A 12,573-nucleotide genomic window follows, 5' to 3' on the forward strand; every position below is an offset into this window, starting at 1 on the left:
ACTGCATGAAAAGAAGAGAAGTCTTGCAAACCGCAGCCTCCGCCCTTGTCGGTGCGCTTTCCGTGAGCACGTTTTCCAGTTATGCCGCCAAAAATACGGGCCTGGCGCTGAAATCGGTTGATGCAACGGCGATCCCGAAAGGGGATGTTCCCATTCTTACCCCTGAAAATGTGTACGCCATGCCACCGCAGTTTTGGCAAAATTTTCAGGGGAAGCTGTGGATTGGCAAAGCAGGCAGCGATGCCCGCCAGCCCGGTAACCAGATTCCGGTCTTTTTGCGCGATGCCAACGGCAATCTGGCGCAAATCACCCAGCCGATTACGCTGAACAAAGGCAATTTTGATCAGTTCGTCAAAGACAATGCGGCGCTTATCGCTAATCCGTCGCACGCCATGGCGCTGGAGGACAGCAACGGACAGACCGTATTCAACATTCCGGATGTCAGTCAGCCGGGTCAGGCCGCTTTTAGTCAGCGTCTGGCGCAGCCTGCCGGTTATCAGCTCATCGGGGAAATTCCTTCTGTCGATGATCTGCGTAAAACGCGGCCGCTGTTTGAAGGGGCAAAGATTAAGCTGAAGAGCTGGCATCCCGGCCTGGAAGTAGGCGGGGGCGAGTTTGTTGGCAGTTTTCAACCCGCTCAGGACGATCAGGGCGTGATTTTCAGCGGCGACGGCTTTCACTGGCGCCGCGTGGTGGATGACTTTAACCGGCTGTCGCTGTTTGACTTCGGCGCGATCGCCGACGGCAAAACCGACAGCGCGCCCGCCATTAAAGCCATGTATCAGTGGTCGCAACAGAGCGATCAGCCTATCTGTGTCCAGTTCCCGGCAGGCACCTTCTTCGTGACAGGCTGTGACTTTGGCGAAGAACAGCGTCGCTTTTTCCGTATCTCCGGGGCCATGGTCAACTTCGGCTACTTCCCGGCGACCACCATCGTTTCTGATGGTCAATCCCCGTTTGTGTTTGAGGTCAGCGCCCGCTGGGTGGAAATCTCCAACCTGATTTTCAATGGCAATACCGATACGAAGCCGAACAGGCAGGGCCTGTTCCGCAATACCTGTCCGGGAGGGCAATTCTTCCGGGGGGCCTGTCTGCGTTTCAACAACGTTGGTGGCACCGCGCTGAGCCTGCTGGATACGCTGGACTGTAAAATTGACCAGTGGTACGCCTCGGCCTGTACCGGTGATGTCATTCAGGCCGGCTGGTCAGGACAGAAGAAGGGCAACTGGGATCACAGCACGGCGATTGAGCTTTCCAACTTCAATGCGCAGCACTGTAAAGGTGGCAAGGTCCTGAATCTGCCGCGCTGCAGTCAGTCGCTGATTCATAACGGCTGGATTGAACACTGCGACAATCCCGGCGATATCTCCAATGGTCAGTGGATTATTGATGCGCTCAGCCTGGAAGATTGCAAAAACCCGCTTATCGCCTGGCACTCGCGCCTGAATACGCGCCAGACCAACCTGCAGTCGGGGAGCTGGATTGATAACTCAGAGCAGGGCGATCGCTGGTTAAGCGCCTGGGAGATGGGATCGACCCGCGTTGAATCCTACGGCGTCGCGATTGATGGCAGCCTGAAATACAACTATCTCACTTCGCGCTGGTCGCTGGAAAACAACACCAGTCAGCCCGTGTGGTACGAACTGGCTAACCTTTATTCTCCTACTGTCGGTGACTCGTGGGAAATCGAGGTCTTCGGCCAGTCGCAGTTTAACAACGGCACGGACAGCGAACCGCTGATGAATCTGATCGACGGCAGAAACACCGGTGGTCGCGCGGTGATTCATGTACAGCGTAAGAAAGATCATGCTGAAGCCAGCTGGTCAGCGGAAGGCAGCAGCCCGGTGCTGGACGTGCGTTACGTGGCGAAAACCGACACCGATACACAGGTCTTTATCAGGCTGGCAGGCTGGACGCCTTCTGCTGCCATCATGATTAAAAGCACCGCGAAGGACCGTTTTGTGACCGGCCGCTGCGCGCGGGTCGATGCCAAAATGGCTAAAGCCACGCCCGACAGTAGCAGCCATGCTGCACCGCAGCGCTTTAGTCTGCACAACGGCAAAGCGGGCGTCGGCGCAAATGAGCAAGGCGATCTCCTGCTGGCTTCCCGCGCGCTGTCGGCTGACAACGTGGACACCCGTAAACCAGAAGGTTTCGTGTCGGTGGTCATTAACGGTAAAACCGTTGCCTTGCCCTATTTTGCCATTAAAGCGTAATTGAGAGAGGGCTGCCCTTAGCGGCAGCCAGGGCCAACAGGATCTGGGCTGTTGGCGTGCACGTTATTGCTGTTTTTTATCAGTGTTCATTTTGCCCGTTTCGGAACTGGGCGGTTGTCAGAATTAGAAAAAATTTAATTCGGAGTTTTTATGAAAATTTTATTGGTGGGTAACCATACCTGTGGGAATCGTGGGGATGGCGCGATTCTGCGTGGACTGATTGATTCAATTCAGGCCGCACGCAACGATGTCGATATTGATGTGATTAGCCGTTATCCAACCAGCTCCGGTTATCTGCTTCAGCAACATATTCAGCAGGACAAGCTGTTCCTGCATAACAACTCCTCGGGGAAGGGCCTGATTGGCTCGGTCAAACGTAAGGTAGCGAACCGTCTGATGCCGAACATCATGATGGCACACCTGGGTAAGGGCGGTCCTTACAAGTCATTTTCCGTGCCGCCGCACCTTAAAGCCTTTACGGAAAGCCTGAAGGATTATGATGCCATCATTCAGGTAGGTGGCTCATTCTTTGTCGACCTCTATGGCGTAACGCAGTTTGACCATGCGCTTTGTGCTCTGTTAGCCAAAAAACCTATTTACCTGATTGGTCACTCGGTCGGTCCGTTCCAGAATGCGCGCACCAACCAACTGGCAAATTTTGTGTTTGATCGGGTGGACAAGCTTATTCTGCGTGAATCGGTCAGTCTGGATCTGATGAAGCGGGATGGCGTTACCAGCTCGAAAGTGGTGGCCGGTGTGGATACAGCGTTTCTGGTTCGTGCCCGTGAAGTGGAAAACCCCAGCCACAGCCTGCAACACTGGCAGAGCGTGATCCGCGCGCGTAAAACCATTGCCATCACGGTACGCGAACTGGCCCCCTTTGATAAGCGTTTGGGCGTCACGCAGCAAGACTATGAAGCCGCATTTGGCCGGGTGATTAACGCGATGATCGCGAGCGGTTATCAGGTCGTCGCCCTGTCTACCTGCACCGGTATCGACAGCTACGCCAAAGATGACCGCATGGTCGCGCTGACCCTGCGTGACCACGTACAACAGTCTGAGCATTATCACGTCGTGATGGACGAGTTTAATGACCTGGAACTGGGTGTGCTGCTCAGCGAGTGTCATCTCACCATTGGTACCCGTCTGCACTCTGCCATTATCTCGATGAACTTCGGCACGCCTGCCGTAGCGATTAACTATGAGCACAAATCCATGGGCGTCATGAATCAGTTAGGCCTGCCGCAGATGGCGACCGATGTGCAGAGCCTGATGGACGGTTCCCTGATCGACAAGGTGCAGAGCGTCCTCGCCGACTACGACGCGATCAAGCAAAACGTTGCTGCTGCCGTGGCGCACGAAAGGGAAGTGGGTAACCGAATCACTGAAGAGATTCTAAACGTAATAGGATGATGTGATGAAACTGACTTTTTTCACGATGCGTTTCCCGGTTGCCTCTGAAACATTTGTTCTGAACCAGGTCACTCATTTTATTGATGCGGGCTATGACGTTGAGATCATCTCGGTATTTCCGGGGGATCTGGTCAACCGGCATGGCGCGTTTGATGAGTACGGCCTGGCAGCAAAAACGCACTACCTGCTGCCAGAAGAAAAAGTGTCGCTGACGGACAAGCTGGGACAACGCCTGAAACTGGTTTTGCCTAAAATCACCCGGGCATCCTTATTACGTTCGCTTAACGTGCGCCGCTATGGCGCACAGTCAAGCAAACTGCTGCTTCCCGCCATTGTCGCCAATGCGCGTCAGACCTATGAAGCGGATGTGTTCCTGGTGCACTTCGGCTATGCCGGTGCGCTGGCAAATAAACTTCGCGAACTGGGTATTCTGAAGGGCAAACAGGCCACCGTTTTCCACGGCGCGGATATTTCGCGTCGTCACATTCTTGACGAGCATAAGCAGGATTACCGCAACCTGTTTCAGCAGAGCGAGCTGATGCTACCGATCAGCCATCTGTGGCAAAACAAGTTGATCGAAATGGGCTGCCCGCCCGAAAAGATTCACGTGACCCGTATGGGCATCGAGCCTGAGAAATTCAACTTCCAGCCGCGCGACGGTTTTCACACGCCGCTGCGTATCGTGTCCGTCGCCCGCCTGACAGAGAAGAAAGGCCTGGATGTCGCGGTCAAAGCCAGCGCCATGCTTAAGCAGCGCGGCGGTCAGTTCCAGTACACGATTATTGGTAACGGCGATCAGGATAAGATGATGCGTGACTTCATTGCGAACGAAGCGATGCAGGATTGCGTCACCATGCCAGGTTTTAAACCGCAGGAGGAGATTCGTAAGGCGCTGAGTGATGCCGATATCTTCCTGCTGCCGTCGAAAACCGCCGCCGATGGCGACATGGAAGGTATTCCTGTCGCGCTGATGGAGGCGATGGCGGTCGGGCTGCCGGTGGTCTCCACCTTCCACAGCGGTATTCCTGAACTTATCGAAAACAACGTTTCTGGCTGGCTGGTCAAAGAAGATGACGCTGACGCGCTGGCCGACACCTTACTGAAACTGTCCCAGGGCGAGGTAGACGTTGCCCCCGTTGTTGCGGCCGCCAGACAGAAAGTGGAAACCGAGTTTAATCAGCATATCGCCTACCGCGAGCTGGCACAGATTCTGGAGCGAATGGTTTGAGTGGAATAAAGTCACAGGCGATTTGGTTGTTTGGCAGCACCTGTTTTTCAGCCGTACTGCAGGTCGCGCAACTGAGTTTTCTCGCCCGTAAACTCGAAACCCATGAACTGGGGCTGCTGGCCATTATCAACGCCATTCTGGCGGTGGCGGGCGTCCTGCAGGACATGGGAATGAGCAGCTATCTGGTACACCGCCAGGACATCACGCGCCGTGAGCAGAGCACGATCTATTGGGTTAACGTCGGCATTAGTTTCTGTACCGGCCTGGTTATGCTGGGCATTGCTTTCCCGGTTGCCTGGTTCTATCACCTGCCGGCGTTAACCGGACTGATTATGCTGACCAGTCTCAACTTCCTGGTGCTCGGTCATCTGTCTCAGTATCAGGCGCACTATATCAAAACCAAACGCATGGTTTCGCTGGCGAAAATTGAGATGGGCACGAAGCTGTTCGCCTTTCTGTGTGTTGTCGCCATGCTGGAGTTTACGTCGCTCACCGTCGCGGCAGCGATTCTGGGCCTGTTTATCAATGCGTTCACCCGTATTTTGTGCATGATTGCGCTTGGAGAGAAGTCCTGGCGGCCTACGCTGGAGTTCGACAAACAGACCTTTTTTAACGCGGTACGCTACGGAATTTACCAGCTCGGTTCGCAAACCATTAATCAGTTACGCACCCAGGCCGATGCGCTGGTGGTGGGGAAAGTGATGGGCGCTGACATGCTCGGTGTTTACTCACTGGCGAAAGAGCTGGTGCTGCAACCGCTCAAGCTGGTGTCGCCCGTGATTAACCGCCTGGCGCTGCCGCGCTTTGCCGAGAAGCAGCACGATCCGGAGCAGTTGAAGAAACTGTTCCTCAAGGGCACGCTGGTGATTATGTTGTTCAGCAGCGCGATGTATCTGGCTATTGGTATTTTGTCACCCGTCATTGTTCGCGTGCTGTATGGTGCCTCACATGAGCAGGTTTACCATCTCATTCCGTTGATGCTGCTGTTTGGCATGCTGCGCCCGATGGGCGGTCTGACTGGTGCTATTTCCCAGGCTAACGGTCGCACCAACGTGGAGTTCTACTGGAACATCGTCGCGAGTCTGGTGGTGGTGGCGGTGCTGGCCACGACCTTTATCTGGCCGAACGTCCTCTATGTCGCGCTGACGTTGTCGATTTCGCAGGTGTTAATTTCCGCCCTGGCGCATCCGTTCTTTATTAAACCGGTCATTGGCATTCGTTTTATACCCTATGCCCGACAGTGGGTGTCGGTCTCCGTACTGTTTGCGGGACTGATGCTGCTGGTCAATCACTTCAACCTTTTCGTGATGCCGGAATGGTTTGAACAGTGGCTGTAAGTGTCATTATCACGGGCGACTTCGGGTCGCCCGAGTCGTTTTATGGCTGGCCTTAAAAAAGGCAAAGGGCGTTGCATTCAGACCGCCAGAGACTCGCTTGTCTGCGGGATTGCACTTTATTTCCAAACGGCGAAAACCCAGGGAAAATCCCGAATTTGTAAGATTTCACAGCGAGTTAGTGTGGGCTTTTCAGATAAAGATTATACTTCCTTTTCCGGTCCATCCGGCATAATTGACGCATGTCTTCACTTCATTAGATGGAATAAATATGACCAAGCTTAAAGCAGTAATCCCGGTTGCGGGTCTCGGCATGCATATGCTTCCGGCGACCAAAGCCATTCCGAAAGAGATGCTGCCTGTTGTGGACAAGCCAATGATTCAGTACATCGTTGACGAGTGCGTAGCTGCAGGTATTAAAGAGATTGTGCTGGTCACCCATGCGTCCAAAAATGCGGTGGAAAACCACTTCGATACAACGTACGAACTTGAAGCGTTGCTTGAAGCGCGCGTGAAGCGCCAGTTGTTGAGTGAAGTACAGTCAATTTGTCCGCCAGGCGTGACCATCATGAACGTACGTCAGGCGCAGCCACTGGGTCTGGGACACTCCATCCTCTGTGCCCGCCCGATGATCGGCGATAACCCGTTCGTTGTCGTCCTGCCTGATGTCCTGCTGGACGATTCTACCGCTGACCATTTACGTTATAATCTGGCGGCCATGGTGGCGCGTTTTGAAGAGACCGGTCATAGCCAGGTTCTGGCGAAGCATCTGACCGATTATGACCTGTCAGAATACTCGGTGATCACGACGGAACAACCGCTGGAAAACCCGGGCGACGTCAGCACCATCAGTAACTTCGTTGAGAAACCAGAGCATCCGGCTGAGTTAAACTCAGACCTGGCGGCGGTAGGGCGCTACGTCCTCTCTGCCGATATCTGGCCAGAACTGGAACGCACCGAACCGGGCGCATGGGGACGTATTCAGTTAACGGATGCGATTGCCAGCCTGAGCAAGAAAAAAACGGTCGATGTGTCCCTGATGACCGGGCACAGCTTTGACTGTGGACGCAAGTTGGGTTACATGCAGGCATTTGTCTCGTACGGTTTACGAAACAATGCGCAGGGCCGTGATTTCCGCGAAGCGATCAAGCATATTCTGGCGAAGTAATCACTGTATAATTCGCCGCGGTTAACGCGGCAGAAAGGGAGAAGTTGAGATGGCAATTTTGGTTACAGGCGGCGCGGGTTACATCGGCTCTCATACCGTACTGGCGCTGCTGGAGCGCGGTGACGACGTCGTCGTCCTGGATAATCTGTGCAATGCCTCGCGTGAGGCGATTAACCGTGTTGAGAAACTCGCCGGCAAGAAAGCCACCTTTATTGAAGGTGATGTCCTTGACCGCGCCTGCCTGCGCGACCTGTTTGCCTCTCACCGTATTTCTGCCGTGATTCACTTCGCCGCACTTAAAGCGGTGGGTGAATCCACGCGTATGCCGCTGGAATATTACGAAAATAACGTTGCCGGTACCGTTGTTCTGCTGGAAGAAATGCGTAACGCTGGCGTCTGGAACTTCATTTTCAGTTCCTCTGCCACCGTTTACGGCGCTAACGCGCCGGTACCTTACGTTGAAACTACCCCAATTGGGGGGACGACCAGCCCGTACGGCACCTCCAAGCTGATGGTCGAATTCATTATCCGTGATTTTGCCAAAGCCGAGCCGAAGTTCAAAACCATTGCGCTTCGCTACTTCAATCCGGTTGGCGCGCATGAATCGGGTGAGATCGGTGAAGATCCGTCAGGCATTCCAAACAACCTGCTGCCCTACATTGCCCAGGTCGCTATCGGTCGTCTGGATAAGCTCGGTGTGTTTGGCGGTGACTATGATACGCCAGACGGCACCTGCCTGCGTGACTACATTCATGTCGTTGACCTTGCGGAAGGCCACCTTAAAGCGCTGGATCATCTGGACAAAATTGAAGGTTATAAAGCCTACAACCTGGGTGGTGGCAAAGGCTTCTCCGTACTGGAGATGATCAAAGCCTTCGAAAAAGCCTCGGGCAAACCGATTCCGTATGAAATCAAACCACGTCGCGATGGCGATCTGCCGGCGTTCTGGGCGGATGCGTCGCTGGCGAACCGTGAACTGGACTGGCGGGTGACGCGGGGGATTGACGCGATGATGCGCGATACGTGGAACTGGCAGTCGAAGAACCCGGAAGGGTTTAAGTGATTTTTAAAAAAACCCGCAAAAATGCGGGTTTTTTAAATTTCTGGGGTTGTTTACATTAAATCCTATTTTAATGCTTTCATTCATTATTCTATATAAAATTTTATTTTTAGAACATAGATCACGATTGAGGAAGAATAAGTAAGACAGTCTTAAAATAAAACAAGTAGAAGGGGTTATTATTACTAATAATAAATGTATAGATTAGTTAAAATATTTGTTTTTTAGTGCTCTTATTCGCATGCGACCGAACTTTAAAAAATACTTTATTGGTCTTTTCTTGATGCGAGCCTGAACTATGGGATGATAACGGTCTATGATATCAAGAATCATTAGATCAGTTACAGTAGTAATAGTTTCTGCATCAGATCTTACAATTTCGTAAGGCCAGTCATCGGTATATTTGACCTTAAGTCCTCCACATGCAACTAAATGAAAATACAGAAGCGTTTCGGGTGTCAGCGGAACTTTCTGAGTTATATAATCTTTCAAGTTTGGCAAAAAAGATTCAATAAGTTCTGATGAATTTCTGGAAAATACAAGTAACTGATCATTGAAACCTACGTTTGTAGGAATCATTTTTCCAGTAGAACGATTTCTGTATGCAAGAACTTTCGCCAATCCATAATTTCTGTTGCCAGTATGCTGACAAAAGTCAACTCCTGAGGGGATATATACAAAACCTTCGCGAATGTTTCTAAGATTAAATTTAGAGTAAAATGAAAGATCAGGGCGAGTGATTATGACTTTATCGTATTTAAAATTATTCTGGGATTCAAACTCTTTCATTAACTTGAAAACGCCGTGAATATTGTAAAACATACTAAAAAATCTTGCAGGGTTTAAACTAAAAAGCCATTGGTTTTTGTCGATGAATGATGCTTCATTATTAAAATGTTCAAAATTCTTGTCATGAAGTTTATAAGAAGTCAAGTAACTACCGTAAATATTTTCTAATCGTGTCGCAACTCCTCCAGCGATCTCATGAGCATCATTTTTAGGATTGATTTTAAGGAAGCCAGTCTTATCCAAAATACCTTGATGTATTTTTAAGGGGCTGTCAGATGAGTCAGGGCCAAAATAGAAAATGTCAGCATTATTAGGGACTACTATATTGTTAAGTAATGATCCTGCAGTTATTTCAGCAGTCCTTAAGAAGCCATATAATAATACTGCGACCTTTTGATCTTTGTCCATTTTATTTCCTGTCTATAAAGTTAAAAATCTAATCTTATCTCAGGGTTTAAATTATTAAACACTTTGTTTGAAATGGTTCAGTTATTTAATAAGGGTTGCACCTAAATTTTCCAGTAAAAAATTATTTTAAACTTGTTTATTTCCTTAGCATCCAAAAGATGCTTGAAATAGCTATGCGTGGTATGTTTTCAATTATCTAATGTGCAGTGGGTTAGTATTCATATGACAACTAAATATAAAAAGTGTAAGATAAGCTAATTATATACATAGTTAAGCATGAGATAGCGAGTTTTATAATTAAAGTTTATAGGCAAATCGTATGAATTTAACACCAAAAATAAGTGTAGTTATTGCTGGTACACAATATAGTGAATTTGATATTAAATATACAGTTAGCATGCTGAGGGGCTGTTTTGACAATCCAGAAATCATTTTATCTACGAATGATACTTCATTAGCAGAGTCTTGCAATAAAAGTAACTACTTTGACAAGGTCATATTATGTAAAAATGAGGGTGAGTTGCCATCACTAAAATTTCCTCAGACGTTAAATTCAGCTATTATTAATAATAATATTAATAAGCAAATTGCTTGCTCCTATTCTGGTATTAAAGCTGCATCCAACTCATTAGTAATGAAATTACGCACCGATCAAATTATTGTCAATGACAATATACTATCACTTTGGTCTTTGATAAATAAAATCCCTCAAATTTCTGGAGTTAATAATAAAAGGATTATAACTTCGAGTGTGTTTTCAATAAATCCAAGATACAGCGAAAGGATGCCTTTTCATATTGGTGATATGTTTCAGTTCGGATATAAAAAAGATATTTTAGATTATTATTCTGCTCCAGAATATCCTTTCTTGTATTCGGTTTGGTATGAAAATCATTTTCATAGTGTAGGAAGTAATAAAAATGAAAAGGCTTTTAGGTCAAAATACGCTGTTGAGCAATGGTTGGCACTACACTATATATATAGGAAAGAAGATAAATTCCCTATAAGGTATCATAATGACTGTTCAAAAGAAATTATTGATGAATTCGAACGTGTTTTTCCGGAGCATTTTATTATTGCACATCCAGATGATATCGGTCTTCGTGTATCTAAATTTGAAAGCGCAAGAAGTTACTTTAACACGCAATGCTACTCTACATATGAGTCTATAGAGTTACTTAAAAAATTACATTCTAACATTACAATTCACAATCATTATGAATCTAAAGGGATAAGTAAAAATAAATTTATTTATCTCATGACTTTATTAAACAATAACATTGTGCAAATTTTAATTAGAAACATGCCATTAAGGTTTAAAGAATGGCTAAAAAAATTGATTTCCTAACGGAGTATTCTGTAAATTATTTTAGATAAAGCGACTGGCATTATCCTTATTGCGAAATGCGCAAGACTATATGTGATATTTCGCAATATGCTATTTTTTGTGTGTCTTATATAATGAATTCGGTACAACATTTCCGAATACGCCTTCTTTATCCCCGTTCTGCGGTGCAATGTTGCGTTGTTTAGTCTGTAAAATAAAACAATGTCAGGTATATTGTGAAAAATATAACCTGAAATAGCAAGGTTAAGCCAAAATGCTAAATCCTCCGAAAGGTGTGTCTGAACCGGATAGCGTTCACCTTTTACAAAAACTCTTTTTCTAAAAACGACTGTAGGATGAATAAAGGGAGTAATTTTTATAATGTTATGCTTTATTTTAAAATCGGAACCAAACTTTTTTATAGTCTTATAATAAATACCAAATTCTTTGCAGCTCCCACCTAAAACATCAATATTCTCATTCTTGATGAGAAAAGATCTTTGTAAATCAATTCTTTCTAATACGCAAATGTCATCAGCATCCATCCTAAAAAAAAATTCTATATTAGGATGGTTGTGAAGCAAGAAATCAATTGATTCATTGAGTGAGATTGCCAATCCTCTGTTAATATCAGAATTAATGACTTTAATAAAATTATGATTTTCTGAAAATAAATTCACCACTAGTTTTAATTCTTTAGATATATTGCCGTCAATAAAAATCAGGACAACAAAGCGGTCAGCTGTTTGATTTACTAAACTCCAGAGGCTGCAATAAAGCTGAAAAGGTTTATCTTTATAGTAAACTGATATTATTACAGCAGCATCTGCCTCAACAAAATTACGATGTATCATTAAATTGCGCTTATCTTAATTAGCTTATTACACGCGATTGTGCATAAAAAGTGTAAGCATCATCAACTGAGCCGCTGAATACAATCTTTCCAGCATCTAAGACGACCCCTTTTGTACAAAAGGATTTAACATCAGCTTCAGAGTGTGAAGAAAACACTAATATACCGACGGATTCAATCAGATTTAAGATGCGTTTACGTGCTTTATCCATGAAATTAGCATCGCCTGCTCCGATGACTTCGTCTAGTAACAAAATATCTGGTTTCACAGCTGTCGATATGGCAAATGCAAGACGTACTGACATACCCGATGAATAAGTTCTTACTGGGAGATCAATAAAGTCTGCTAAATCTGTAAAATCAATTATCTCATCGATTGTTTCATTTATTTGGCGTTTGGACATGCCTAAAAGCATTCCACGGGAATATATGTTTTCACGTCCTGAAGACTCGGGATTAACACCCAAATTAATATCGAGTAAGCTAGCAATGCTCCCCTTGCTTTCTATTGCACCCTGCGTAGGCTCATAAATTCCTGCCATTGTTTTAAGTAGAGTCGATTTTCCTGCACCATTGTGGCCTATCAAGGCTAATCGGTCACCATGTTCTAATGTCAAATTGATATTTTTTAAAGCGTCAACGGTGACTTGTCTGGAGTTTGATGAAATAACGCCTCCAGTGGTCAGTCTTACAAAGTTTGCTTTAAGAGAACGTGATTTGACGTCAAAGATTGGATAGCTGACGGCAACATTGTCAAGTTTCAAATAAGAGGACATA

At 47.0% G+C, this 12,573-nt stretch carries 10 protein-coding genes; 7 read left to right on the forward strand and 3 right to left on the reverse strand.

The genetic code is table 11. The annotated features are described in order from the left end of the window. Nucleotides 1-5 precede the first annotated feature (5 nt). The 6 genes from C1N58_RS04790 to galE all read left to right on the forward strand — a co-directional run bounded on the left by C1N58_RS04790 (nucleotide 6) and on the right by galE (nucleotide 8,422). On the forward strand, nucleotides 6-2,216 hold the full coding sequence (locus tag C1N58_RS04790) for a phage tailspike protein (RefSeq protein ID WP_394564640.1): 2,211 nt from the start codon (nucleotides 6-8) through the stop codon (nucleotides 2,214-2,216). Between the two features lie 150 nt (nucleotides 2,217-2,366). Then, a complete protein-coding gene (gene wcaK, locus C1N58_RS04795) occupies nucleotides 2,367-3,629 on the forward strand; it encodes a colanic acid biosynthesis pyruvyl transferase WcaK (RefSeq protein ID WP_039338130.1) in 1,263 nt (420 codons plus the stop codon). Nucleotides 3,630-3,633: 4 nt separating this feature from the next. Continuing rightward, complete coding sequence (locus C1N58_RS04800; protein ID WP_006119862.1) at nucleotides 3,634-4,857, forward strand: glycosyltransferase; 1,224 nt, start codon at nucleotides 3,634-3,636, stop codon at nucleotides 4,855-4,857. Beyond that, complete coding sequence (locus C1N58_RS04805; RefSeq protein WP_033740483.1) at nucleotides 4,854-6,194, forward strand: lipopolysaccharide biosynthesis protein; 1,341 nt, start codon at nucleotides 4,854-4,856, stop codon at nucleotides 6,192-6,194. Before C1N58_RS04800 ends, C1N58_RS04805 begins: the two co-directional genes overlap by 4 nt. A 268-nt stretch (nucleotides 6,195-6,462) precedes the next feature. Continuing rightward, nucleotides 6,463-7,359 carry a UTP--glucose-1-phosphate uridylyltransferase GalF gene (gene galF / locus C1N58_RS04810; RefSeq protein WP_006119858.1) on the forward strand — a complete coding sequence of 299 codons (897 nt, stop codon included), beginning with the start codon at nucleotides 6,463-6,465 and terminating at the stop codon, nucleotides 7,357-7,359. 49 nt (nucleotides 7,360-7,408) lie between these two features. Next, entirely contained in the window at nucleotides 7,409-8,422 is a 1,014-nt protein-coding gene (galE, locus tag C1N58_RS04815) for a UDP-glucose 4-epimerase GalE (RefSeq protein WP_205953342.1), read from the forward strand. A 201-nt stretch (nucleotides 8,423-8,623) separates the two neighbouring features. Here galE and C1N58_RS04820 read toward each other — a convergent pair whose 3' ends face one another. Continuing rightward, nucleotides 8,624-9,616 carry a hypothetical protein gene (locus tag C1N58_RS04820; protein WP_394564641.1) on the reverse strand — a complete coding sequence of 331 codons (993 nt, stop codon included), beginning with the start codon at nucleotides 9,614-9,616 and terminating at the stop codon, nucleotides 8,624-8,626. A gap of 319 nt (nucleotides 9,617-9,935) precedes the next feature. Between C1N58_RS04820 and C1N58_RS04825 the strand changes: the two genes are divergently transcribed. After that, nucleotides 9,936-10,964 carry a WavE lipopolysaccharide synthesis family protein gene (locus C1N58_RS04825; protein ID WP_394550492.1) on the forward strand — a complete coding sequence of 343 codons (1,029 nt, stop codon included), beginning with the start codon at nucleotides 9,936-9,938 and terminating at the stop codon, nucleotides 10,962-10,964. Here the strand turns inward: C1N58_RS04825 and C1N58_RS04830 are convergent. After that, on the reverse strand, nucleotides 10,961-11,797 hold the full coding sequence (locus C1N58_RS04830) for a glycosyltransferase (RefSeq protein ID WP_394564642.1): 837 nt from the start codon (nucleotides 11,795-11,797) through the stop codon (nucleotides 10,961-10,963). The two genes, C1N58_RS04825 and C1N58_RS04830, sit on opposite strands and share 4 nt — an antisense overlap. A 19-nt stretch (nucleotides 11,798-11,816) precedes the next feature. Next, nucleotides 11,817-12,572, reverse strand: a complete 756-nt coding sequence (locus C1N58_RS04835) for an ABC transporter ATP-binding protein (RefSeq protein WP_394550494.1) — start codon at nucleotides 12,570-12,572, stop codon at nucleotides 11,817-11,819. Between the last annotated feature and the right edge of the window lies 1 nt (nucleotide 12,573).

The organism is Pantoea sp. SGAir0180 (assembly GCF_043546245.1).